The organism is Burkholderia sp. BCC0506, from assembly GCF_902833145.1.
In the GTDB taxonomy this organism is placed as follows: Bacteria; Pseudomonadota; Gammaproteobacteria; order Burkholderiales; family Burkholderiaceae; genus Burkholderia.
The window spans coordinates 53,457-78,334 of record NZ_CADFEN010000011.1; the positions used below are offsets into that span (position 1 = coordinate 53,457).

22 protein-coding genes are annotated in these 24,878 nt (G+C 66.3%); 15 read left to right on the forward strand and 7 right to left on the reverse strand.

Annotated features, from left to right (window positions below):
- Positions 1-7 precede the first annotated feature (7 nt).
- Positions 8-1,531 (reverse strand): PLP-dependent aminotransferase family protein, encoded by a 1,524-nt coding sequence (locus tag HWX62_RS23945; protein WP_175931619.1) that lies wholly within the window; start codon positions 1,529-1,531, stop codon positions 8-10.
- Positions 1,532-1,638: 107 nt separating this feature from the next.
- Between HWX62_RS23945 and HWX62_RS23950 the strand changes: the two genes are divergently transcribed.
- The 5 genes from HWX62_RS23950 to HWX62_RS23970 all read left to right on the forward strand — a co-directional run bounded on the left by HWX62_RS23950 (position 1,639) and on the right by HWX62_RS23970 (position 7,742).
- The gene (locus HWX62_RS23950; protein ID WP_175931620.1) at positions 1,639-2,745 is read left to right on the forward strand and encodes an ABC transporter ATP-binding protein; all 1,107 of its coding nucleotides are present in this window, start codon (positions 1,639-1,641) and stop codon (positions 2,743-2,745) included.
- Positions 2,746-2,821: 76 nt separating this feature from the next.
- Positions 2,822-3,868, forward strand: coding sequence for an ABC transporter substrate-binding protein (locus tag HWX62_RS23955; RefSeq protein WP_175931621.1), 1,047 nt, complete (start codon positions 2,822-2,824; stop codon positions 3,866-3,868).
- A 93-nt stretch (positions 3,869-3,961) separates the two neighbouring features.
- Positions 3,962-5,227, forward strand: a complete 1,266-nt coding sequence (locus tag HWX62_RS23960; protein ID WP_175931622.1) for an ABC transporter permease — start codon at positions 3,962-3,964, stop codon at positions 5,225-5,227.
- Between the two features lie 37 nt (positions 5,228-5,264).
- Positions 5,265-6,101, forward strand: coding sequence for an ABC transporter permease (locus HWX62_RS23965; protein WP_040141016.1), 837 nt, complete (start codon positions 5,265-5,267; stop codon positions 6,099-6,101).
- A 222-nt stretch (positions 6,102-6,323) separates the two neighbouring features.
- Positions 6,324-7,742 (forward strand): MFS transporter, encoded by a 1,419-nt coding sequence (locus tag HWX62_RS23970; RefSeq protein ID WP_175931623.1) that lies wholly within the window; start codon positions 6,324-6,326, stop codon positions 7,740-7,742.
- 64 nt (positions 7,743-7,806) lie between these two features.
- On the opposite strand, the gene HWX62_RS23975 is transcribed toward HWX62_RS23970, so the two are convergent.
- The gene (locus HWX62_RS23975) at positions 7,807-9,540 is read right to left on the reverse strand and encodes a S53 family peptidase (protein ID WP_175931624.1); all 1,734 of its coding nucleotides are present in this window, start codon (positions 9,538-9,540) and stop codon (positions 7,807-7,809) included.
- A gap of 647 nt (positions 9,541-10,187) precedes the next feature.
- On the opposite strand from HWX62_RS23975, the gene HWX62_RS23980 reads away from it, so the two are divergent.
- Genes HWX62_RS23980 through HWX62_RS23990 form a run of 3 tightly spaced genes read left to right on the forward strand, consistent with a single transcriptional unit; the run spans position 10,188 to position 11,370 of the window.
- Positions 10,188-10,511, forward strand: a complete 324-nt coding sequence (locus HWX62_RS23980) for a metalloregulator ArsR/SmtB family transcription factor (protein WP_175931625.1) — start codon at positions 10,188-10,190, stop codon at positions 10,509-10,511.
- Positions 10,511-10,942 carry an SRPBCC domain-containing protein gene (locus HWX62_RS23985; protein ID WP_175931626.1) on the forward strand — a complete coding sequence of 144 codons (432 nt, stop codon included), beginning with the start codon at positions 10,511-10,513 and terminating at the stop codon, positions 10,940-10,942. The genes HWX62_RS23980 and HWX62_RS23985 overlap by 1 nt, the downstream gene beginning before the upstream one ends.
- Positions 10,939-11,370, forward strand: a complete 432-nt coding sequence (locus HWX62_RS23990; protein ID WP_175931627.1) for a DUF1801 domain-containing protein — start codon at positions 10,939-10,941, stop codon at positions 11,368-11,370. The genes HWX62_RS23985 and HWX62_RS23990 overlap by 4 nt, the downstream gene beginning before the upstream one ends.
- A gap of 102 nt (positions 11,371-11,472) precedes the next feature.
- Here the strand turns inward: HWX62_RS23990 and acnA are convergent, their stop codons facing one another.
- From acnA to HWX62_RS24015, 5 genes are all read right to left on the reverse strand, one after another.
- Entirely contained in the window at positions 11,473-14,190 is a 2,718-nt protein-coding gene (gene acnA, locus HWX62_RS23995) for an aconitate hydratase AcnA (RefSeq protein ID WP_175931628.1), read from the reverse strand.
- 39 nt (positions 14,191-14,229) lie between these two features.
- Entirely contained in the window at positions 14,230-15,681 is a 1,452-nt protein-coding gene (locus HWX62_RS24000; protein WP_175931629.1) for a bifunctional 2-methylcitrate dehydratase/aconitate hydratase, read from the reverse strand.
- A 22-nt stretch (positions 15,682-15,703) separates the two neighbouring features.
- Positions 15,704-16,219, reverse strand: a complete 516-nt coding sequence (locus HWX62_RS24005) for a hypothetical protein (RefSeq protein ID WP_175931630.1) — start codon at positions 16,217-16,219, stop codon at positions 15,704-15,706.
- 230 nt (positions 16,220-16,449) lie between these two features.
- Complete coding sequence (locus tag HWX62_RS24010; RefSeq protein WP_175931704.1) at positions 16,450-17,457, reverse strand: aldolase/citrate lyase family protein; 1,008 nt, start codon at positions 17,455-17,457, stop codon at positions 16,450-16,452.
- 184 nt (positions 17,458-17,641) lie between these two features.
- Positions 17,642-18,628: a malate dehydrogenase gene (locus HWX62_RS24015; RefSeq protein WP_006487742.1), complete on the reverse strand. Its 987-nt coding sequence runs from the start codon at positions 18,626-18,628 to the stop codon at positions 17,642-17,644.
- 297 nt (positions 18,629-18,925) lie between these two features.
- On the opposite strand from HWX62_RS24015, the gene HWX62_RS24020 reads away from it, so the two are divergent.
- The 7 genes from HWX62_RS24020 (at position 18,926) to gltA (ending at position 24,848) form a co-directional block, all read left to right on the forward strand.
- On the forward strand, positions 18,926-19,741 hold the full coding sequence (locus HWX62_RS24020; RefSeq protein ID WP_059583137.1) for a GntR family transcriptional regulator: 816 nt from the start codon (positions 18,926-18,928) through the stop codon (positions 19,739-19,741).
- 168 nt (positions 19,742-19,909) lie between these two features.
- Entirely contained in the window at positions 19,910-20,326 is a 417-nt protein-coding gene (gene sdhC, locus HWX62_RS24025) for a succinate dehydrogenase, cytochrome b556 subunit (RefSeq protein WP_151062419.1), read from the forward strand.
- 4 nt (positions 20,327-20,330) lie between these two features.
- Positions 20,331-20,699 (forward strand): succinate dehydrogenase, hydrophobic membrane anchor protein, encoded by a 369-nt coding sequence (sdhD, locus tag HWX62_RS24030; protein ID WP_006399546.1) that lies wholly within the window; start codon positions 20,331-20,333, stop codon positions 20,697-20,699.
- A 3-nt stretch (positions 20,700-20,702) separates the two neighbouring features.
- Entirely contained in the window at positions 20,703-22,478 is a 1,776-nt protein-coding gene (sdhA, locus tag HWX62_RS24035; protein ID WP_175931631.1) for a succinate dehydrogenase flavoprotein subunit, read from the forward strand.
- 21 nt (positions 22,479-22,499) lie between these two features.
- The gene (locus HWX62_RS24040) at positions 22,500-23,201 is read left to right on the forward strand and encodes a succinate dehydrogenase iron-sulfur subunit (RefSeq protein WP_011658352.1); all 702 of its coding nucleotides are present in this window, start codon (positions 22,500-22,502) and stop codon (positions 23,199-23,201) included.
- Between the two features lie 6 nt (positions 23,202-23,207).
- Positions 23,208-23,480, forward strand: a complete 273-nt coding sequence (locus HWX62_RS24045) for a succinate dehydrogenase assembly factor 2 (protein WP_057923949.1) — start codon at positions 23,208-23,210, stop codon at positions 23,478-23,480.
- Between the two features lie 66 nt (positions 23,481-23,546).
- The gene (gltA, locus tag HWX62_RS24050) at positions 23,547-24,848 is read left to right on the forward strand and encodes a citrate synthase (protein ID WP_006487713.1); all 1,302 of its coding nucleotides are present in this window, start codon (positions 23,547-23,549) and stop codon (positions 24,846-24,848) included.
- Positions 24,849-24,878: the final 30 nt, after the last annotated feature.

A 24,878-nucleotide genomic window follows, 5' to 3' on the forward strand; every position in this document is an offset into this window, starting at 1 on the left:
GCGCGCGTCATGCCGCGCGCGTGACGTGCCGCGGCAGATGGCGCTCGATGGTATCGGCGAGCGTGTCGAACGCAGGGCGGATGCCTTCGTGCGCGACGCATGCATAGCCGAGCAGCAAGCCCTGCCGCGCGGTGTCGACGTTGCTGTAGTAACTGGTGAGCGGGCGCACGATCACGCCCGCGTCGAATGCGCTCTGCGTGACCGCGCGATCGTCGCACGCGTCGGGCAGGCCGAGCACCAGATGCAGGCCGGCCTCGTCGCCCATCACGGGCAGCGCGTCGCCGAAGCGCGCGCGGATCGCGTCGATCATCAGTTGCCGGCGCTCGCCGTACAGCGTGCGCATGCGTCTGACGTGCGAAGTGAGGTGGCCGTCCATGATGAATTCGGCGAGCACGGCCTGCTGCATCAGCTGGCCTTCGCGGTACAGCTCCGACAGCCCGGTGCGGAAGGTGTCGACCAGATGTTCGGGTACGACCATGTAGCCCATCCGCAATCCCGGGAACAGCATCTTGCCGAGACTGCCGACGTAGATCACGCGGCCGCCGTCGTCGAGCCCCTGCAGCGACGCGAGCGGGCGGCTGCCGTAGCGGAATTCGCTGTCGTAGTCGTCCTCGATGATCCAGCAGCGATGCTGGCGCGCATATTCGAGCAGCATGCGGCGCCGTGCGAGGCTCATCACCATCCCGAGCGGGTACTGGTGCGACGGCGTGACGAGCACGAGCCGCGGCGGATGCTGCATGTCGCTCGCGCGCGGGTCGAGCCCTTCCTGATCGACCGGCACCGGCGCGAGCGTGAGGCCGGCCGCCTGCAGGACGCTGCGCACGCCCCAGTAGCACGGCTCCTCGACCCACGCGCGATCGCCGATGTCGGACAGCAACCGCACCGCGAGATCGATCGACTGATGGATACCCGTCGTGATGATCACCTGGTCCGGCGAGCATTTGACCGAGCGCGCGACGCGCAGGTAATCGGCGAGCGCACGCCGCAGCGGCCGGTAGCCGCCGCCCGGCGCATAGGTCAGCAGCTCCGGATTGGCCTCCTTCCACAGCCGCGCCTGCAGGCGGCTCCACGTGCGGCTCGGGAATTCCGACACGTCCGGCACGCCCGGCATGAACGCCCCCCACTGGCGCCGCGACACGCCCGCATGCTCGATCAGTTGCCGCCCGCGCATCGACAGGCTGCCCTGCGCGTCGGGCAGCGGCAGTTCGTCGGCCGCTGACGGCGGTGGCGCGGCGCCCGGCACGCGGATCGCGGCGGCGTCCGGCCGCGTATCGGCCACGTAGGTGCCGCTGCCGGTCGTCGTCAGCACGTAGCCTTCGGCCGTCAGCTGGTCGTACACGTGCAGCACCGTATTGCGCGCGATCGACAGGTCGCCCGCGAGCGTGCGCGAACTTGGTAGCTTTGTCCCTGGCCCCAATTCCCCGGTCAGGATGGCCTGCTGCATCAGTTGCAGCAATTGCCGGTACATCGGCTCGAACGAGCTGCGGTCCAGACGGGCGGACAGCCAGTCGGCGAGGATCACGGTATCCAAAGTGGTCCTACTAGGAATATTGAAATGGTTCCCTAGTATAGAACCGTGCGCGCCGTATAGTGGCTCGCATCTCAAAATCACTTGTCGCGGAACCAGGGGACAGCACGATGAAGTCCGATGATGTGATCGTCAGCTTTCGCGGCGTGCGGAAGACCTACGACGGCGAGACGCTGGTCGTCAAATCGCTCGACCTCGACATCCACCGCGGGGAATTCCTGACGCTGCTCGGGCCGTCCGGCTCGGGCAAGACCACTTGCCTGATGATGCTGGCCGGCTTCGAATTCCCGACCGGCGGCGAGATCCGTCTCGACGGCGAACTGCTGAACACCGTGCCGCCGCACAAGCGCAACATCGGCATGGTGTTCCAGAACTACGCGCTGTTTCCGCACCTGACGGTCGAGCAGAACGTCGGGTATCCGCTGACGGTGCGCAAGCTTTCGGCCGGCGAGCGCGCGGAGCGCGTCGCGCACGCGCTGAAGATGGTGCAGATGGAGCGCTTCGCGAAACGCTACCCGGCGCAACTGTCGGGCGGCCAGCAGCAGCGCATCGCGCTGGCGCGCGCGCTCGTGTTCGAGCCGAAGCTGGTGCTGATGGACGAGCCGCTCGGCGCGCTCGACAAGCAGTTGCGCGAACACATGCAGTACGAACTGAAGGCGTTGCACGAAAAGCTCGGCGTGACCTTCGTGTACGTGACGCACGACCAGGGCGAGGCGCTGACGATGTCCGATCGCGTCGCCGTGTTCGACAAGGGCATCGTGCAGCAGCTCGACACCGTCGACCGCCTGTACGAATCGCCGTGCAACGAATTCGTCGCGAACTTCATCGGCGACAGCAACCGGCTGCGCGGCACCATCGCGCGCGTCGACGGCGAATTCTGCGAATTCCGGCTCGACGACGGCACGCAGCTCGTCGGCCGCCGGATCGGCGACGCAGTCGAAGGCGCGCCGGCCGTCGCGTGCATCCGCCCCGAACGCATGAGCCTCGCGAACGGTCACGCGAACGGCCACCAGAACGGCGCCGCCGCCAATCGCGTGACGGGCGAGGCGCGCAGCCTCATCTATTTCGGCGATCACGTGCGCATGCGCTGCGCGCTGCCGGGCCAGGACGAATGCTTCGTGAAGGTGCCGCTCGGCACCGGCGCGCTCGACGCGTTCTCGCCCGGCGCGCCCGTCTCGCTCGCTTTCTCGCCCGAACACCTGCGCGTGTTCGCGTGAGCCTGGTTTCCCCGTTTTCCCGCAGCACGTCGTCAACAACAACGCCCACTTCCACCACGAGAGGAGAGGAACCATCATGAAACGAGCAAGCTTTACCGCGCGCCGCACGGCGCTCGCGCTGGCACTGGTCGCATTCGGCGCATCGGCCACGGCGGCCGAGCTCACGGTCGTCAACTTCGGCGGCGCGAACGGCGACGCGCAGAAGGTCGCGTTCAACCAGCCGTTCGAGAAGGCGACCGGCAACAAGGTCACGGCCGTCGAATACAACGGCGAGCAGGCGAAGGTGAAGGCGATGGTCGAGGCGAAGCACGTCAACTGGGACGTGGTCGAAGTCGAATCGGGCGACCTGAACCGCGGCTGCGACGAAGGGCTGTACGAGAAGCTCGACTGGTCGAAGATCGCGAAGAAGTCCGACCTGATTCCGGAATCGCCGCAGGTGTGCGGCGTCGGCTTCTTCGTGTGGTCGACGGCGCTGTCGTACAACGCGGACAAGCTGAAGACCGCGCCGACCGGCTGGGCCGATTTCTGGAACGTGAAGAAATTCCCCGGCAAGCGCGGGATGCGCAAGGGCGCGCGCTACAACCTCGAGTTCGCGCTGATGGCCGACGGCGTCGCGACGAAGGACGTCTACAAGGTGCTCGGCACGAAGGCCGGCCAGGATCGCGCGTTCAAGAAGCTCGACGAGCTGAAGCCGTACATCCAGTGGTGGGAAGCGGGCGCACAGCCGCCGCAGTTCCTGGTGGCCGGCGACGTCGTGATGTCGACCGCGTACAACGGCCGCATCGACGCCGCGCAGAAGGAAGGCAAGAACCTGAAGGTCGTGTGGAACGGCAGCATCTACGACCTCGACTACTGGGCGATTCCGAAGGGCTCGCCGAACAAGGCGCTCGCCGAGCAGTACATCGCGTACTCGCTGACGCCCAAGCCGCAGCAGGCATATGCGCAGCACATCGCGTACGGCCCGGCGAACGTCGCCGCGATCAAGGCGCTCGACGCGAAGACGCTCGCGAACCTGCCGAATTCGCCGGCCAACGGCAAGAACGCGATCCTGGAGGACATCGGCTTCTGGACCGACCACAGCGACGAGCTCGAACAGCGCTTCGCCGCGTGGGCCACGAAGTAAGCGCTACTCAGGTGTCCTGATGCAACCGGCCGCGCGGCGCGCTGAACGCGTCGCGCGGCATTCCGCCGGAACGTGCCCGGCCGGAGATAACCGTTGAATACGATGACGATCGCGCCTTCCTCGCCGTCGACCGCCGCGCTCAAGCGCGAGCTGAAGGCCGCCGAGGCCCGCAAGCGCACGATGGCGCTGCTGCTGGTCGCGCCGCTCGCGATTTTCCTGCTGCTGATTTTCGTCGTGCCGATCGGCACGCTGCTCACGCGCGCGGTGCAGAACCCGGAGATCGCGACCGCGTTGCCGAACACGGTCGCCGCGTTGTCGGGCTGGGACCGCAAGACGCCGCCGGCGGACGCCGCCTACGTCGCGCTCGCGGCCGACATGACGAAGGTGGCCGACAGCGAGGCGATGGGTGCGCTCGCCCGGCGCCTGAACACCGAGATTCCCGGCTATCGCTCGCTCGTCGCGAAGACCGCGCGCGCGATGCCGCTGAAGGGCGACGGCGACGCGGTGCTCACGCCCGCGCAGCAGCGCGCGAAGCTCGTCGAGCTCGATGCGCGCTGGGGCGACCCCGCATACTGGCAGGCGATCGCGAAGAACGGCAGCGCGTATTCGCCGTTCTACCTGCTCGCCGCGCTCGACCACAAGCAGGACGGCTTCGGCCACATCGTGCAGGCCGATCCCGACCAGTCGATCTACGTCGCGATCTTCGGCCGCACGTTCGTGATCGGCATCGCCGTCACGCTGTTCGCGCTGCTGCTCGGCTATCCGCTCGCGTACTGGATCTCGACGCAGTCGGAGCGGCGCGCGAATCTCGTGATGATCCTCGTGCTGATTCCGTTCTGGACGTCGGTGCTCGTGCGCGTCGCCGCATGGATCGTGCTGCTGCAGAGCGAAGGGCTCATCAACAAGGCGCTGCTCGGCAGCGGGCTGATCTCGCATCCGCTGACGCTGCTGTTCAACCGCGTCGGCGTGTACATCTCGATGACGCACATCCTGCTGCCGTTCATGATCCTGCCGCTCTACAGCGTGATGAAGTCGATCCCGCCGACCTACCAGCGCGCGGCCGTGTCGCTCGGCAGCCATCCGTTCGCCGCGTTCTGGCGCGTGTACGTGCCGCAGACCTATCCGGGCGTCGGCGCGGGCGCGCTGCTCGTGTTCATCCTCGCGATCGGCTACTACATCACGCCCGCGCTGCTCGGCGGGCCGAACGACCAGATGGTCAGCTACTACGTCGCGTACTTCACGAACGTGACGATCAACTGGGGCATGGCGTGTGCGCTCGGCGGGCTGCTGCTCGCGGCGACGCTCGTGCTGTACGCGGTGTACGGGCGCTTCACGCGCACCAACGTGAGCCTCGGCTGAGCGCCGGGCACAGGGAAACGGGAAGGGGATGCCGACCATGAAACTCGCCAGGCCGCTGTTCGCGCCGCACATGTCGTTCGTCGAGCGCGCGTGGTACGTCGCGTTGCGCGTGCTCGTCGTGCTGACGCTGCTGTACCTGATCCTGCCGGTGCTCGCGATCGTGCCGCTGTCGTTCTCGTCGAGCACGTTCCTCGTCTATCCGATTCCGGGCTTCTCCACGCGCTGGTACGAGAACCTGATCGCCTCGGACGAGTGGCGGATGGCCGCGAAGAACAGCTTCATCGTCGCGCCGTCGGCGACCGTCGTCGCGACCGTGCTCGGCACGCTCGCGGCCATCGGCCTGACGAAGGCCGACTTCCGCGGCAAGGGGCTGCTGATGGCCGTGCTGCTGTCGCCGATGATCGTGCCCGTCGTCGTGGTCGGCGTCGGCATGTACCTGTTCTTCGCGCCGCTCGGGCTCGCGAATACCTACACGGGGCTGATCGCCGCGCACGCGGCGCTCGGCGTGCCGTTCGTCGTGACGACGGTGGCCGCGACGCTGCAGGGTTTCAACCAGAACCTCGTGCGCGCGAGCCTGTCGCTCGGCGCGAACCCGGTCACGACGTTCTTCCGCGTGACGCTGCCGGTGATCGCGCCGGGCGTGATGTCGGGCGCGCTGTTCGCGTTCGCGACGTCGTTCGACGAAGTGGTCGTCACGCTGTTCCTTGCCGGCGCGGACCAGACGACGCTGCCGCGCCAGATGTTCACGGGCATCCGCGAGAACATCAGCCCGACGATCGCCGCGCTCGCGACCATCCTGATCATCTTCTCGACGAGCCTGCTGCTCGCGCTCGAATGGCTGCGCGGCCGCAATGCACGGCGTGCGGTGTCGTAAAGAGCGGCGGCCGATCGTTGTGTCTGCATCGGTGCCGCCCGCCCGACGCGGCATGCCGAATCTTTCGTTTCGCTGACTGGCGAAGCGGCCGCCTGCACGTTTGATGCGGCTCTGCAACAATACGGCTCGCGGTGCCGCGCATTCCAGTGCTGCTGCACGGAACAACCGGCGCCGCGCCGCTCAATCCGCGACGCCGCGCGTCGCCCGTCAGCCGAGCCCATCTTGTCCGAATTCACTTCCTCCGCCGGCGCGCACGAGCCGGCCGTCAACTGGCGCGCGATGTCCGCGGTGCTGCTGGCCGTCGCGCTCGCGACACTCGATACGGCCATCGCGAACACCGCGCTGCCCGCCATCGCCGCCGACCTGCATGCGTCGCCGGCCGCGTCCGTGTGGATCATCAACGCGTACCAGCTCGCGATGGTCGCGACGCTGCTGCCGTTCGCGGCGCTCGGCGACATCGTCGGCCACAAGCGCGTGTACGTCACCGGGCTCGCGGTGTTCACGCTGGCGTCGCTCGGTTGTTCGCTCGCGTCGACGCTGCCGCTGCTGACGGCCGCGCGCATCGTGCAGGGCTTCGGCGCGAGCGCGATCATGAGCGTCAACGTCGCGCTGATCCGCGGCCTGTTTCCTGCGCACCGGCTCGGGCGCGGCGTCGGCTTCAACGCGCTCGTCGTCGGCGTGTCGTTCGCGGTGGGGCCGACCATCGCGTCGCTGATCCTGTCGGTGGCCGCGTGGCCGTGGCTGTTCGCGGTGAACGTGCCGCTCGGCGTGTTCGCGCTGGCCGTCGCGATTCCATCGCTGCCGCAGACGGCGCGCGGCAAGCATGCGTTCGATCCGGTTGCCGCGCTGTTCAACGTGATCACGTTCGCGTCGCTGATTTTCGCGCTCGGCGAATTCGCGCAGCGCGGGCCGCTGTCGGTCGTGTTCGCGGCGGCCGCGGTGGCATGCGCGTTCGGCTGGCTGCTGATCCGCCGCCAGGGCGGGCACCCGGCGCCGATGCTGCCGGTCGACCTGTTCCGCCGCCCCGTGTTCGCGCTGTCCGCGCTGACCGCCGTATGCGCGTTCGCCGCGCAGGGGCTCGCGTTCGTGTCGCTGCCGTTCTATTTCGAAACCGTCCTGCATCGCAGCGCAGTCGAAACGGGTTTCCTGATGACGCCATGGTCGGCGGTCGTCGCGCTCGCCGCGCCGATCGCGGGGCGGCTGTCGGATCGTTATCCGCCCGGGCTGCTCGGCGCGATCGGCCTCGCGTTGCTGAGTGCGGGGATGGTGTCGCTCGCCGCGCTGCCGGTGTCGCCGGGCGTCGTCGACATCGGCTGGCGGATGATGCTGTGCGGCGCGGGCTTCGGCTTCTTCCAGTCGCCGAACCTGAAAGCGCTGATGTCGAGCGCGCCGCCCGAGCGCAGCGGCGGCGCGAGCGGGATCATCGCGACCGCGCGGCTGATCGGGCAGGCGACGGGCGCGGCGCTGGTTGCGCTGTCGTTCGGCATTGCGGGGCACCACGGGCCGACGCTTGCATTGATGCTCGGTGCGGGCTTCGCGGGCGCGGCGAGCGTCGCGAGCGGGCTGCGGCTGTTCGCGCCGTCGCATCGGGCCGGCGCGCCGGTCGCGTCGGAGCGCGTGAAGGAGCCGGCGACGGAGTAGGGCGCGGGACGCTCGCAACCGGTGCGCGGCAGACGCTCGCCGCGCACCGGTCTTCATGCATCGCTCAGAACCCGCCGGACTTGATCAGCTGGTTGAGGTTCGCGATGTTCAGGCTGCCGAAGCCGGTCGTCAGATCCCAGCCGGTGCCGGCGGTATAGCCATACCCCTGATAGCCGTTGTTGCCCGACTTGACGTCATAGCGCACGAGCGACGGGTTCGACGGAATGTCCGCATAGAAGTTGCCGGCCGGGAAGCCGAGGCCGGTGCCGTTCGCCGCGAGCAGACGCGCCCAGAAGCCCGTGAAGATCGGCGCCGCGAGGCTCGTGCCGCCGATCTGCTGCAACTGGCCGTAGTTGTAGATGTACGCGCCCGTGCTTTGCGCCGCATCGAACGCGACGTCCGGCAACTGGCGATTGCTGCCCGACTGCCACGACGGCGCGGGCAGGATCGTGCTGACGCCGCCCCCCGTCGCCCACAGCTTGCCGTTCGAATCGAGCCCTTCGTTCCACACCGTCTCGTTCGAGAACGCGCCCGCCGACGTCGTGTAGAGCGTCGTGCCGCCGATCGCGAGCACGTGCGGCGACGATGCCGGCCACGACACCGTGTAGTTCGAGCCGTCCGGATAGCCGCGGTTGTTGCACTCGTACACGCCTTCGTCGCCCGACGATACCGAGAACGTCTGGCCTTGCGCGGCTGCCGTCGTGAAGATCTGTTCCTCGGCGTCGATCGTGCCGTCCGCGTTCGCATCGGTTTCGCACCAGCCGAGCGACACGTTGATCACCTTCGCGGTGTTGTCCGACACCGCGCGGTTGAACGCCTGCGTGAGGCCCGTGTTGCCGGCGGCGTTCAGGTCCGTCATGTAGAACACCAGCTTGCCGACCTGGCCGCCGGCCGCGCCGACGATCGACTGGCTGTCGAGATCCCATTCGCCCTGGCCGTCCTGGTCGTCGGTGTAGCTGCCGCCCGTGCCGTTGGTCTTGACGGTCTGCGTCGTGACCGTGCCGTAGCCGTTGCTCGACGTGAACTGCTTCAGGTCCTGCAGCGTTTGCGATACGCCGCCGATCGTGATGATGCCGACGGTCACGCCGGCCGCGGTCGGCACGCCGGTCGCGTTGTAGAGGCCCGGGAATTCCTTCGGATAGTGGCCCGTCGCCGTGCCGGCGGCGAGCGCCTGCGGCTTCGCCACGTTGCCGATGCGCAGCATCGGCTGCGCGTGCGCGACGCTTTGCAGCCCGAGCACCGAGCCGACGACGTCGCCGAGTGCACGCGGCACCTGCGCGGTCGACGTGTTGGCGAAGCCCGAACGGCCCGCGTACTGGAAGTGCACGAGCGACGTGTTGAACGCCGTCTTCACCGTGCCGGCCGTGCCGCTGGCGGAGATCAGCAACCGGTTCGGCGCGACCTCGACATTCGTGAAGCCGCTCTTGCGCAGATAGTCGACGACCGACTGCACCTGCGCTTCGGTCGGCGCGTAGTTCGCGAGGAACTGCTCGTGCGTCAGGTACTGGCGGTAATGCGCGCTGCCGGGCCGGTTCACGTCGCGCGCCAGTTGCTTGAGTTGCGCGGCGTTGCGCAGCTTCAGGCTGACGACGACGTTGGTCGTTTCACCGGCCGCGAGTTCGAGCGACGGCGCCGCACTGCGCGCCATCAACTGCGGGCCGGTCAGAAAGGCCTTCGTGTGAGTATCGACCCAATCCGTCGCCGCGTGCGCCGCGGCGGCGGCGAACACGAGCGGTGCCACGCACGCCAGGCGGCGGGGCGACGGAAGGGGAAGGGCAAACCAGGTGTTCCTTTTCATCGGGAGTCCTTTTTAGGAGAGGCGACGTTACTGGAACCCCCGGCCCTTGTGGGGCCGCGAGCGGTGACGAGCGTAGGGCGTCGGTGCCGTTCGGGTAGCTGCCATTTTCCATAGCTGTCAGTTCTGACAACGGCACGCATGCGTGTGCGCACGGCGTCGCACGCGTGGGCCAATGGCGGGGGCGGCGAGCGGAACCGGTTCGCGGTACGACGGCGCGGCAATGCGCGCCGCTATCACGCACGCGTCGTTCGTTGCAGCACCGGAACGTGCGCGATCGACGAAGGGCGCGCCGCGTGGCCGCGCGGCGTTGGCGTGTCAATGGCTGCGCGCCGTATCGCACTATGTGGTCACTGGAAGCGACTCGTCAGGAACGGATTCGCACATGCACAGGAACGGGGCCGGCCGAACGCAAACGTTTCCCGAACTGTGGAACGGCGCGTCGGCCAGTCTTGCAGGCTGCTTTCGGATCGCGCGTCGCAATCGAGGATTAGAAGAAAGGCTCGAATTCGCCGTTGGCGCGAGCCGGTGCGATACGTGTGCCTGTCGCGCAGGATCGGACAACGTCGTGCGCGAAATTCCCCCTTGACGCGCGCCGCTCGGCGGATATGCTTCGATTCATAACCATGGAGTTATGAATTTTCGCCGACATGCAGAACGCTCACGACACGCTTTTCCGGACGCTTGCCGATCCCACGCGCCGCGCGCTTTTCGAGCGGCTGTGCGCGGAGGGCGAGCTGACGGTTGCCGCGCTGACCGCCCATGCGGGCGTCTCGCAGCCGGCCGTGTCGAAGCACCTTGGCGTACTGAAGCAAGCCGGGCTCGTGAACGACCGTCACGAAGGCCGGCAGACGCACTACAGCGCGCAGCCGCACGCGCTGGCCCCGTTGATCGACTGGACGAGCCAGATGGCAGGTTTCTGGCGGAGCCGGTTCGATGCCCTCGAAGACCTGCTCAAAAGGATGGATCAGTAATGAACCCAGCCTCGACCGAAACGCGCTCCGTCGTCGTCGAACGGGAGCTGCCTCATCCGCCGGAGAAGATCTGGCGCGCGCTCACGCAACCGCACCTGATCGAGGCGTGGCTGATGAAGAGCGACTTCGCGCCCGTCGCGGGCCGTGCATTCGGCTTCCGCGCGGACTGGGGCTCGGTCGACTGCACGGTCGTCACGATCGAGCCGCACCGCACGCTGTCCTATACATGGGCGGCCCACGGCCTCGAAAGCATCGTCACGTGGACGCTCACGCCGACGCCGGCCGGCACGCACCTGCGCATGGAACAGGTCGGCTTCCGCCCCGACCAGGAGCACGCATATCGCGGCGCGCAGTACGGCTGGGTCCGCTTCTTCGACTCGCTCGAACAGGTACTGGCGCGCCCCGACGCGCAAACGGAGGCGCGCGCATGAGTGCAACGGAGCTGCAACCGTCCGAGCGCATCGACGCGCTGATCGCCGGCATCGCCGACTGGCGCGGCGCGACCTTCGCCGAGCTGCGCCGGACGATCCTCGCGGCGGACGAGGGCATCGTCGAAGAGTGGAAGTGGATGGGCAGCCCCGTGTGGTCGTGCGACGGGATGATCGCGGTCGCGAACGCGCACAAGGGCAAGGTGAAACTGACGTTCATGCACGGTGCGCACCTGCCCGATCCCGACGGGCTGTTCAATGCGGGCCTCGAAGGCAATGCGCGTCGCGCGATCGACTTCCTCGAAGGCGACAAGATCGACAAGCGGGCGTTGAAAAAGCTCGTGCGCGCGGCGATCGACTACAACCGCGCGCATTTGAAGAAGAATGCGCGCGGGGCGGCCGCGAAGGCGCGCGGCGACACGGCGGCGTAGGCCGCATCGAGCAGGGCGAAAAAAAGCCCGACACGAGGTCGGGCATCCAAATCGGCCGCAACCACCCGCGAGGCGGTTGCGGCACCTGCAACGGCCGCGCGCTTACGCCGCGAGCAGCGAGCGCAGCACGAACGGCAGGATCCCGCCGTGCTTGTAGTAGTCGACTTCGATCGGCGTATCGATGCGCAGCAGCACCGGCACGCGGGTCGTTTCGCCGTTCTTGCGGTGGATCACGAGCGTGACGTCCTGCTGCGGCTTGAAGTCGTCGCCGAGGCCTTCGATGTCGTAGGTCTCTTCACCGGTGATGCCGAGCGACTGGACGCTGTCCGCGCCCTTGAACTGCAGCGGCAGCACGCCCATGCCGACCAGGTTCGAGCGATGGATCCGCTCGAAGCTGCGGGCGATCACGGCCTTCACGCCGAGCAGTTGCGTGCCCTTCGCGGCCCAGTCGCGCGACGAGCCCGTGCCGTACTCTTCGCCCGCGAACACGACGGTCGGCGTGCCGGCGGCCACGTACTGCATCGCCGCGTCGTAGATCGACTGCTGTTCGCCGCTCGGCTGGTGGATCGTCAGGCCGCCTTCGACGCGCGTGCCGTCCGCCTTCGGCGGGATCATCAGGTTCTTGATCCGGACGTTCGCGAACGTACCGCGCATCATCACGTCGTGGTTGCCGCGGCGCGAGCCGTAGCTGTTGAAGTCGGCCTTCTGCACGCCGTTTTCCTTCAGCCACTTGCCTGCCGGCGAATCTTCCTTGATCGAGCCTGCCGGGCTGATGTGGTCGGTCGTGACAGAGTCGCCGAAGATGCCCAGCGCGCGCGCGCCCTTGACCGTCGGGATCGACGCGGCCGGCTCCATCGAGAAGTCGTTGCCGAAGAACGGCGGCTCGGCGATGTACGTCGACTTCGGCCAGTCGTAGACCTCGCCCGTTTCGCCCTCGATCTTGCTCCAGAGGTCGCCCTTCTTGGTCAGCTTCGAGTAGTTGTCCTCGAACTTCTTCGGATCGAGCGCGAACTTGAGCAGCGCGTGGATTTCGTCGCTCGTCGGCCAGATGTCGCCGAGGTAGATGTCGCGGCCGCCCTTGCCCTTGCCGACCGGCTCGGTCATCAGGTCGCGCGTGATGTTGCCGGCGATCGCGTACGCGACGACGAGCGGCGGCGATGCGAGGAAGTTCGCGCGGATGTTCGGGTGGATACGCGCTTCGAAGTTACGGTTGCCGGACAGCACGGCCGCCGCGACGATGTCGTTCTTCGTGATCGCTTCGTTCAGTTCCGGCGTCAGGTCGCCCGCGTTGCCGATACAGGTCGTGCAGCCGTACGCCGCCACTTCGAAGCCGAGCTTCGACAGGTAGGGCAGCAGGCCGGTCTTCGTCAGGTATTCGGTGACGATGCGCGACCCCGGCGCGAGCGAGGTCTTGATCTTCGGATCGACCGTGAGGCCGGCCTCGACCGCCTTCTTCGCGAGCAGGCCGGCGGCCAGCAGCACGCTCGGGTTCGACGTGTTCGTGCACGACGTGATCGCGGCGATCAGCACGTCGCCGTTCTTCACGTCGACGCCGTTGCTCGTCGTGTACTGCGTGTTCAGGTCTTCCGCCTTCTTCGCGAAGCCGTTCTCCGCGACCGGCTTCGAGAACAGCTCGGTGAACGTCGACTTGACGTGACCGATCTCGATGCGGTCCTGCGGGCGCTTCGGGCCGGCCAGCGACGGGGCGACCGTCGCGAGGTCGAGCGTCACCGTCTTCGTGTAGTCGATGTCGCCGGCCTTCGGAATGCCGAACAGCTTCTGCGCCTTGAAGTAGTTTTCGAACGCGGCGATTTCGGCCTTCGTGCGGCCCGTGCCTTCGAAGTATTCGATGGTCTTTTCGTCGACCGGGAAGAAGCCCATCGTCGCGCCGTATTCCGGCGCCATGTTGCCGATCGTCGCGCGGTCCGGCAGCGACAGCGACTTCGTGCCTTCGCCGAAGAATTCGACGAACTTGCCGACGACCTTCTCCTTGCGCAGCATTTCGGTGATCGTCAGCACCAGGTCGGTGGCCGTCACGCCTTCGCGCAGCTTGCCCTTCAGCTCGACGCCGACCACGTCCGGCGTCAGGAAGTACACCGGCTGGCCGAGCATGCCGGCTTCCGCCTCGATGCCGCCCACGCCCCAGCCGACCACGCCGATGCCGTTGATCATCGTCGTGTGGCTGTCCGTGCCGACAAGGGTGTCCGGGTAGTACACGGTGTCGGCGCCGTCCGTCTTCTTGTGGACGCCGCGCGCCAGATACTCGAGGTTCACCTGGTGGACGATACCCACGCCCGGCGGCACGACCTTGAACGTGTCGAACGCCTGCATGCCCCACTTCATGAACTGGTAGCGCTCGTTGTTGCGCTGGAATTCCAGCTTCATGTTCAGGTCGAGCGCGTCCTTCTGGCGGAAGTAGTCGATCTGGACCGAGTGGTCGACGACGAGATCGACCGGGACCAGCGGCTCGATCTTCTTCGGGTTCTTGCCCGTGCGCTCGGCGACGCCGCGCATGGCCGCGATGTCGGCGAGCAGCGGCACGCCCGTGAAGTCCTGCAGCACGACGCGCGACACGACGAACGGAATCTCGTCCACGCGCTTCGCGGTCGGTTTCCAGTTCGCGAGCTGCTCGATGTGCTCTTCGGTGATTTTCTTGCCGTCGTAGTTGCGCAGCACGGACTCGAGCACGATGCGGATCGACACCGGCAGGCGTTCGATCTTCGTCTTCAGCTCCTTGCCGAGTTGCGGCAGCGAGTAGAACTTGCCTTTGCCGGAACCGCTGTCGAATTCCTTGAGGGTCTTGTGGAGATTGTGGGCCATGGTGATTTTCCTGGGTTTAAGGCTAGGAAACAAAGAGTCCTATATCACATACAAGTCGACGTACTCATCGACCGGCATCGCGTCGAGCTTTGCCTGGTCCAGCGACACGTCGAGAATCGCTTGTTGCTGCTTGGCCGGAAAGCGGCGGGCGAGGTGGGTCCGGAATTTATCGACCAGCAGCGGGATGCCGTCCGCGCGGCGCCGCCGATGGCCGAGCGGGTACTCGACCGCCACTTCGGCAAGCTTCGATCCGTCCGTGAACTCGATCGTCAGCGCATTCGCGATCGAGCGCTTGTCCGGATCGTGGTAATCCTTCGTGAACTGCGGATCCTCGACGCACACGGTTTTCGCGCGCAGCGCGTCGATGCGCGGGTCCGCCGCGGCCGCGTCTTCGTAGTCGGCCGCGGTCAGCCGGCCGAACAGCAGCGGCACGGCGACCATGTACTGGATGCAGTGGTCGCGGTCGGCCGGATTGGCGAGCGGGCCCTGCTTGTCGATGATGCGGATCGCGGCCGCGTGCGTGCGGATCGTGATGCGGGCGATGTCGTCGGTCGTGCGGCCCGCCGCGGCGAGCTGCGCGTGCAGCTGCAGCGCGGCCTCGGCGGCCGTCTGCGCATGGAATTCGGCGGGGAACGCGATCTTGAACAGCACGTTTTCCATCACGTACGTGCCGTACGGGCGCTGGAAGCGGAACGGCTTGCCGCCGAACAGCACGTCGTAGAAGCCCCAGGTGCTGGCGGTGAGCGCCGACGGATAGCCCATTTCACCCGTTTTCGCGATCAGCGCGAGGCGCACCGCGCGGGACGTGGCGTCGCCGGCCGCCCACGATTTGCGCGAACCGGTGTTCGGCGCATGGCGGTAGGTCCGCAGCGCGTGGCCGTCGACGAACGCGTTGGACACCGCGTTGATCAGCTCGTCGCGCGTGAGCCCGAGGAGACGCCCGACGACGGCCGTCGATGCGACCTTCACGAGCAGCACGTGGTCGAGCCCGACCGCGTTGAACGCATTCTCGAGGGCGAGGCAGCCCTGGATCTCGTGAGCCTGGATCATCGCGACCAGCACGTCGCGCATCGCGAGCGGCTTGCGGCCGGCCGCGCGGGCCGTGCGGGAGAGCCAGTCGGCCGTCGCCAGGATCCCGCCGAGGTTGTCGGACGGATGACCCCATTCGGCGGCGAGCCAGGTGTCGTTGAAGTCCAGCCAGCGGATCATCGCGCCGATGCCGAACGCGGCCTGCACGGGATCGAGCTGGAAGGAGGTGCCGGGCACCTTCGCGCCGTTCGGCACGATCGTGCCGGGCACGACGGGGCCGAGCAGCTTGGTGCAGGCAGGGTAGGACAGCGCCTCGAGTCCGCATCCGAGCGTGTCGATCAGGCAATGACGCGCCGTCTCCAGCGCGAGCGCGCTGTCGATCCCGGTGTTCAGCACGTAGTCGACGATGTCGACGAGTACCGTATCGGGAGCCGGGCGGACGTTGGAGACCGGGGCGGACATCGAGGGGCCGAGGGAAGCGCGCTTAGTTCGTCGCCGGCTTCAGTTCGTTCGCCTGCGTCGGCGCCGCGGCGCCTTGTGCCATTTCCGGCGTCACGCACTCGTCCGCGAGGCGCTCGCCGCCGTTCGCGTCGGAGAACAGCATCGCCTTGCTCGGGATCACGACCAGCTTGAAGCCGGCTGCCGGATCGTAGAACGTGTCGGCGCCCGTCGTCGTGGCCTGGCGCGGCAGCTTGTAGTTCTTCTTCGCCCAGTGAACCGTGACGACCTGGTCGCGCTTCATGTCGCCGGCGAGGTCGAACGACAGACCTTCCTTACAGGACCACTTGACCGCGCCGTCCGGTACCGGATCGACCTTGGCGGCTGCGCGTGCCTGCGCCTTCTTGCTGCGCGGGATGATGCGCTTGGCCGGCGCCGGGCGCTTGGCCGCTGCCTTCTTCGCGGTCGTGGTGGCCGTACCCTGGGCAAACGCGCTCGGAGCCGACACCAGCATCGTGGCGGACAAGGCGCCGATGGCGGTAGCGATCAGGAGTTTCTTCATGGAGTCAGAACCTTTCGATAATCAGTTGACAAGGGCCGGCAATCGAAACCGCCGGCCGGTTTGAAACTGCACGCGCCCCGAAAGCGCGCAGCGGCCGCTATTTTCACCTATTTGGCCGCGCATATATCAGGTTTTCGGGCTCCGTTACGTTTTTTGTCGTTTCGCCGACTTCTGCCCGGCCTGCGTTCCGGCGAATGCATGAAACGCGTGACCCGGCCGGCGGCGCGCATTCAACGCGCGGCGCCCGCGGCGGCGGGGCCGAACAGCGGCGCGGCCTCGGCCGGTACGGGCTGGCCGGTGGCCCGCGCACGGCGCAGCACCGACCAGTAATAACGATAACTCGCGCGATCGTGCAGCGTATCACCGTGGCGCGTCGGGCCCCAGTCGGCCGCCTGCGCGGCCAGCAGAATCTCGGCGGCCAGCGCGACTTCGTCGGTGCGCGGCGCGAAGGCGTCGACGATCGGGCGGATCTGCGCGGGGTGGATGCTCCACATCCGCGTGAACGCGAATTCGTCGCGTGCGCGGCGCGCATCGCCGGCGACGACGCTCATGTCGCGCACCTCGGTCGTCACGTTGTGCGACGGCGTCTTGCCGTGCGCGTGACAGGCCGCGGCGATTTCCAGCTTCGCGCGGCGTACGAGCGGGTGCTCGAACTGGCCGGGCGAGCACATCGCGGAATCGGGGATCGCGCCGTGGTGCGCGGAGACGAAGTCCATCAGCCCGAAGCTCAGCGTGCCGACCGTCGGCAACGCGGCGAGGGCGGCGGCTTGCGCCAGCGCGCCGTGCGTCTCGATCAGCACGTCGACCGGAATCGGCTGCGCGATGCCGAGCTCGCGGCGCGTGCCTTCGATGAACGCGGTCATTTCGGCCGCGTCGGCGGCGTTCGCGACTTTCGGCAGCGTGATGTAGGCGGGTACGTGCGATGCGCGCAGCACGATGCGCACGTCGTCGCGCCAGTGCGGGTGGGAAAAGTCGTGGATGCGGACGCCGACGCGGCCGAAGCGGTTCTCGGCGCTGCCGAGCAGATCGGCGACGAGCGCCGCGTGCGCGGCTTCCTGGCCGACGGCCGCGCCGTCCTCGCAGTCGAGCGTGAGATCGAACACGGGGCCCAGCTCGGCCTGCAGCGCGAGCGACTTGCGCATCAGCTTCTCGCTGCCCGCGTAGTGATCGCAGCAGGGCAGGATCGCGGGCGGTGACGCCCCGTCGTACAGCACTTGTGCAGGAGTGAGCGCGGCCATCTCGTCTACGTCAGGGGAGCGGGTCAACGTGGAGAAAATCGGATTCGGGCAGGTTCTGGGCCGGTGCGCGGCGGGCGCGGGGCGGCAAAACGGGCGCGAATCGGATCGGCCGGCAGGGCCGGCGGCATGCCGGCCCGTGCCGAAGCCGGGCGGCCCGAAGGCCGCCCGGCACGATGCGTGATGCTTAGTTCTTCAGCAGGTGGGCGACGCCATCGCGCTCTTCGAGCAGCTCGGCCAGCGTGCCGTCCATCTTCTCGCGCGAGAACGCGTCGATTTCCAGGCCTTCGACACGCTTGTACTCGCCGTTTTCGCAGGTGACCGGCACGCCGTAGATGATGTCTTCGGGGATGCCGTACGAGCCGTCCGACGGAATGCCCATCGTGACCCACTTGCCGTTCGTGCCGAGCACCCAGTCACGCACGTGGTCGATCGCCGCGTTGGCCGCCGACGCCGCCGACGACAGGCCGCGCGCTTCGATGATCGCCGCGCCGCGCTTGCCGACGGTCGGGATGAACGTGTCGCGGTTCCACACGTCGTCGTTGATCAGCTTCAGCAGCGATTCGCCTTCGGCGGTCGCGAAGCGGAAGTCCGGGTACATCGTCGGCGAGTGGTTGCCCCACACGGCGAGCTTCTCGATCGACGCGACCGGCTTGCCCGACTTGGCGGCGAGCTGCGACAGCGCGCGGTTGTGGTCGAGGCGCAGCATGGCCGTGAAGTTCTTCTTCGGCAGATCCGGCGCCGACTTCATCGCGATGTACGCGTTCGTGTTCGCCGGGTTGCCGACGACCAGCACCTTCACGTCGCGGCTCGCGACTTCGTTCAGCGCGGCGCCCTGAACCGTGAAGATTTCGGCGTTCGCCGACAGCAGGTCCTTGCGCTCCATGCCCTTCGAGCGCGGACGTGCACCGACCAGCAGCGCGACGTCCGCATCCTTGAATGCGACCTTCGGATCGTCGGTGATCACGACGCCCGCGAGCAGCGGGAACGCGCAATCGTCGAGTTCCATCACGACGCCTTTGACGGCGGCTTGGGCTTGCGGGAGGTCGAGCAGTTGCAGGATGACCGGCTGGTCCTTGCCGAGCAGGTCGCCGTTCGCGATGCGGAACAGCAGGGAGTAAGCGATTTGACCTGCGGCGCCGGTGACGGCAACGCGCTTTGCGGGCTTAGCCATTGAAAATCTCCAGGACGGGTGAAGCGTTGGACGCGAGCGAAAACGCCATTCTATGCGCGTTGTGCGTAGCGTTGCATTGAAGCAGGGCGGAGGACTCGCGATGGCACACGCGGTGAACCTGGAGACGGCCGTGGCACGTAGCCGGGGACGCGCCGTTGCACCCGCGAACCCTTGCTCGACCGGGAGTGTAGGAGCCGTCACGCGCAAAGTCAAACGGTATCATATGTCTTATATAAGACAGATGTTTTGCGGAAATTGAGTGGACGAAAAAGTGCGGTTTGTGATGAAATGCGCGCCATGACATCGAACCAGGCGAACACCGCGAATCAGACCGGCGCAGGCGGCCCAGGGCAGCCGGGCGCGGGCGATCCCGCGGCCTCGCCCGCGGCAGCCGCGTCGCCGACGTTCAGCCCGTTATACCAGCAGATCAAGTCGTTGATCACGCAGAGTCTCGAATCCGGCGAATGGAAGCCGGGCGAGATCATTCCCAGCGAAGTGGAGCTCGCGGCCCGGTACAAGGTCAGCCAGGGCACCGTGCGCAAGGCGATCGACGAGCTGGCCGCCGAAAACCTCGTGGTCCGGCGGCAGGGCAAGGGTACTTTTGTTGCAACGCACAACGAGGATCGCGCGCAATTCCGCTTCCTGCGTCTGCTGGCCGACGACGGCGCCGAGCACCCGCACGTGAGCCGCCTGCTCGAATGCCGGCGCCTGCGCGCGCCGGCCGAGATCGCGCGGCAGCTCGACCTGAAGCCGGCCGATCCGGTCGTGCAGGTGCGCCGCCTGCTGGAATTCGACGGCGAAGTGACGGTGCTCGACGAGATCTGGCTGCCGGGCGCGATGTTCCGCGGGCTCACGTTCGAGCGGCTGAGCGAGTACAAGGGGCCGCTCTACGCGATGTTCGAGACGGAGTTCGGCACGCGGATGATCCGCGCGACGGAGAAGATCCGCGCGGTCGCGGCGGATCCGGCGGTGGCCGACCTGCTGCACGTGCCGGCGGGCTTCCCGTTGCTGTCGGTCGAGCGTGTGTCCTATACGTACGGGGACCGGCCGGTGGAAGTGCGGCGCGGCTGGTATGTCACAACCGGGTACTACTATCAGAATGACTTGAGCTGACGACGTTCGGCTCAGCCGCGTGCATTCGCGTTTCCCACGCTCGCGAAGCACGTTTCGGGCCGCCTTTGTTCGTGTTCGCGCAATGATCCAGAGCAGACTTTCGCTGCAGCGCGATATAAAAAGGCGCTAAAATCGCGGATTAGTGTGACAACATAGTAGGGGTCTAGCATGACTGACGCAGTAAGAAAGCCGAGGCCGGAATACCGGAACATCGGAATCGGCGACATCACGTTGAAATATCGCATGCCGCTGGCGGCGATACTGTCGATTCTCCATCGTATCAGCGGCGCGCTGCTGTTCCTGTTCCTGCCGTTCCTGCTGTTCCTCTTCGACCAGAGCCTCACCTCCGAGCTCAGCTTCGAAGTCTTCAAGGCTTTCCTCTCCAACATCGTCGTCAAGCTGATCGTCCTCGCACTGTCCTGGGCCTTCTTCCACCATTTCTGCGCCGGCATTCGCCACCTGCTGATGGACGTCAACCACGACGCCGTCTCGAAGGAAGGCGGCAAGCGGACGGCCGTCGTCGTCTTTGTCGTCTCGATCGCGCTGACGATCGCCATGGCACTCAAACTGTTCGGAGCATTCTAAGAAAATGGCAGCCAACAACCGAATCGGCTCGAAGCGCCTCGTCGTCGGCGCGCACTACGGCCTGCGCGACTGGCTCGCGCAGCGCGTCACCGCCACGATCATGGCGGTCTACACGGTCATTCTGCTCGTCCTGTTCTTCGGCGCGCACGACTTCTCGTACGAAGGCTGGGCATCGATCTTCTCCGCGCAATGGATGAAGCTCGCGACCTTCGTGACGCTGCTCTCCCTCTTCTACCACGCATGGGTCGGCGTGCGCGACATCTGGATGGACTACGTGAAGCCCGTCGGTGTGCGCCTGCTGCTGCAATCGCTGACCATCGTCTGGCTGCTCGCATGTGCGGGCTACGCCGCGCAGATTCTCTGGAGAGTGTAAAGAATGGCTGCAATCAAAACTTCCCTGCCGCGCCGCAAGTTCGACGTGGTGATCGTCGGCGCGGGCGGCTCGGGCTTGCGCGCAGCGCTGCAACTGTCGCGCGCGGGCCTGTCGGTCGGCGTGCTGTCGAAGGTGTTCCCGACCCGTTCGCACACGGTGGCCGCGCAAGGCGGCATCGGCGCGTCGCTCGGCAACATGAGCGAAGACAACTGGCACTACCACTTCTACGACACGATCAAGGGTTCCGACTGGCTCGGCGACCAGGACGCGATCGAGTTCATGTGCCGCGAAGCACCGAACGTCGTGTACGAGCTCGAACACTTCGGCATGCCGTTCGACCGTAACGCCGACGGCACGATCTACCAGCGCCCGTTCGGCGGCCACACCGCGAACTACGGCGAGAAGCCGGTCCAGCGCGCTTGCGCGGCCGCCGACCGTACCGGTCACGCGCTGCTGCACACGCTGTACCAGCAGAACGTCGAGGCGAAGACGCAGTTCTTCGTCGAATGGATGGCGCTCGACCTGATCCGCGACGCGGACGGCGACGTGCTCGGCGTGACGGCCCTCGAGATGGAGACGGGCGACGTCTACATCATGGAAGGCAAGACGACGCTGTTCGCGACGGGCGGCGCGGGCCGGATCTTCGCGGCATCGACCAACGCGTTCATCAACACCGGCGACGGCCTCGGCATGGCGGCCCGCTCGGGCATCGCGCTGCAGGACATGGAGTTCTGGCAGTTCCACCCGACCGGCGTGGCCGGCGCGGGCGTGCTGATCACCGAAGGCGTGCGCGGCGAAGGCGGTATCCTGCGCAACGCGAACGGCGAGCGCTTCATGGAACGCTACGCGCCGACGCTGAAGGATCTGGCGCCGCGTGACTTCGTGTCGCGTTCGATGGACCAGGAAATCAAGGAAGGTCGCGGCGTCGGTCCGAACAAGGATCACGTGCTGCTCGACCTGTCGCACATCGGCGCCGAGACGATCATGAAGCGTCTGCCGTCGATCCGCGAAATCGCGCTGAAGTTCGCGAACGTCGACGCGATCAAGGAGCCGATCCCGGTCGTCCCGACGATCCACTACCAGATGGGCGGCATCCCGACCAACATCCACGGTCAGGTCGTCGGCACGTCGCGCGACCACAAGGAACCGGTCAACGGCTTCTACGCAGTGGGCGAATGCTCGTGCGTGTCCGTGCACGGCGCGAACCGCCTCGGCACGAACTCGCTGCTGGATCTCGTGGTGTTCGGCCGTGCGGCCGGCAACCACATCGTCCAGCACGTGAAGAACCAGAAGGAACACAAGCCGCTGCCGGCCGATGCAGGCGAATTCTCGCTGGCGCGCCTGAACAAGCTCGACAAGTCGAGCTCGGGCGAGTACACGCAGGACGTCGCGAACGACATCCGCGCGACGATGCAGAAGCACGCAGGCGTGTTCCGCACGTCGGCGCTGCTGAAGGAAGGCGTCGAGCAGATGGCCGGCCTGAAGGCGCGCGTGGAAAACATCCACCTGAAGGACAAGTCGAAGGTGTTCAACACCGCGCGCGTCGAAGCGCTCGAGCTGGAGAACCTGATCGAAGTGGCCCGCGCGACGATGGTGTCGGCGGAAGCGCGCAAGGAAAGCCGCGGCGCGCACGCGCACAGCGACTACGAACACCGCGACGACGAAAACTGGCTGCGCCACACGCTGTGGTACAGCGAAGGCGATCGCCTCGACTACAAGCCGGTTCAAATGAAGCCGCTGACGGTCGAATCCGTGCCGCCGAAGCCGCGCACGTTCTAAGCCGAGTCAAAGGAATCCGAAATGGCAAAACGCATTTTTGAAGTCTACCGCTACGATCCGGACAAGGACGCGGCACCGCGCATGCAGACGTACGAGCTCGAGATCCAGCATGAGCGCATGCTGCTCGACGCACTGGTGAAGCTGAAGGCCGTGGACGAGACGCTGTCGTTCCGCCGTTCGTGCCGCGAAGGCGTGTGCGGTTCGGACGCGATGAACATCAACGGCAAGAACGGTCTCGCGTGCCTGACGAACCTGAACGACCTGCCGCAGAAGATCGTGCTGCGTCCGCTGCCGGGCCTGCCCGTCGTGCGCGACCTGATCGTCGACATGACGCACTTCTTCAATCAGTACCACTCGATCAAGCCGTACCTGATCAACGACGCGCCGCCGCCGGAGAAGGAACGCCTCCAGTCGCCGGAAGAGCGCGACGAGCTCGACGGCGTGTACGAGTGCATTCTGTGCGCGAGCTGCTCGACGTCGTGCCCGAGCTTCTGGTGGAACCCGGACAAGTTCGTCGGCCCGGCCGGCCTGCTGCAGGCTTACCGCTTCATCGCGGACAGCCGCGACACGGCCACCGGCGAGCGTCTCGACAACCTGGAAGATCCGTACCGTCTGTTCCGTTGCCACACGATCATGAACTGCGTCGACGTTTGCCCGAAGGGCCTGAACCCGACGAAGGCGATCGGCAAGATCAAGGAACTGATGGTCCGTCGCGCGGTATAAAGTTTGATGAGCGACGATTCGCATCAATCCGACCCTCACCGCCGCGCGCGCCTGCGCTGGCGCGCGCGGCGGGGTCTGCTGGAGAACGACATCGTGTTCGAGCGTTTCTTCAGCCGATACGAGCATGACCTCACCGATGCAGACGTAGGCGCGTTGTCGCGCCTGCTCGATCTGAGCGACAACGACCTGATGGACTTGCTCCTCGCGCGCAAGGAACCAGAGGGCGACCTAGACAGCCCGGACATTCACCGGCTGTTGGAGATGCTGCGCAACGTGTAATGCCAAGGCGTAACGCGCTGTGCCCGTTATCGAATCCCGTTTCTTTATTTCGATTGAGGATGTGCCATGACTCCGTCTGATGTTAAAGCCACGCTATCGTTCAGCGACAACTCGCCGAGCGTCGAACTGCCGATCTACAAGGGCACGATGGGCCCGGACGTGATCGACATCCGCAAGCTGTACGGCCAGACCGGCAAGTTCACTTACGACCCGGGCTTCATGTCGACGGCTTCGTGTAATTCGGCGATCACGTACATCGACGGCGACAAGGGCGAACTGCTGTATCGCGGCTACCCGATCGACAATCTCGCGCAGAACGCCGACTTCCTCGAGTCCTGCTACCTGCTGCTGAAGGGCGAGCTGCCGAACGCCGCACAGAAGAAGGAATTCGTCGACACCGTCACGAAGCACACGATGGTGCACGAGCAGATGCACTTCTTCTTCCGTGGCTTCCGCCGCGACGCGCACCCGATGGCGATCCTGGTCGCCGCGGTCGGCGCGCTGTCCGCGTTCTACCACGACTCGCTCGACATCAACGACCCGCGTCACCGCGAAGTGTCGGCGATCCGCATGATCGCGAAGCTGCCGACGCTCGTCGCGATGGCGTACAAGTACAGCATCGGCCAGCCGTTCGTGTATCCGAAGAACTCGCTGTCGTACAGCGCGAACTTCATGCACATGATGTTCTCGAACCCGTGCGAAGAGTACAAGGTCAACGACGTGCTCGTCCGCGCGCTCGACCGCATCCTGATCCTGCACGCCGACCACGAGCAGAACGCGTCGACGTCGACGGTCCGCCTGGCCGGCTCGTCGGGCGCGAACCCGTTCGCGTGTATCGCGGCCGGTATCGCGTGTCTGTGGGGCCCGGCGCACGGCGGTGCGAACGAAGCCGCGCTGAACATGCTCGAGCAGATCGGTTCGCCGGACAACATCCCCGAATTCATCAAGCAGGTGAAGGACAAGAATTCGGGCGTGAAGCTGATGGGCTTCGGTCACCGCGTGTACAAGAACTACGACCCGCGTGCGAAGCTGATGCGCGAAACGTGCTACGAAGTGCTCAACGAACTGGGCCTGCACGACGATCCGCTGTTCAAGCTCGCGATGCAGCTCGAGAAGATCGCGCTGGAAGACGAATACTTCGTGTCGCGCAAGCTGTACCCGAACGTCGACTTCTATTCGGGTATCGTCCAGCGCGCGCTGGGCATCCCGACGTCGATGTTCACGTGTATCTTCGCGATGGCACGTACGGTCGGCTGGATCGCACAGTGGAACGAAATGATCGCGGATCCGGAACAGAAGATCGGCCGTCCGCGTCAGCTGTTCATCGGCGACACGCCGCGCGAAGCGAAGCCGCTCAACGCACGTTAAGCCGTGTGCGGCACGAACGGCCGGCAGGCC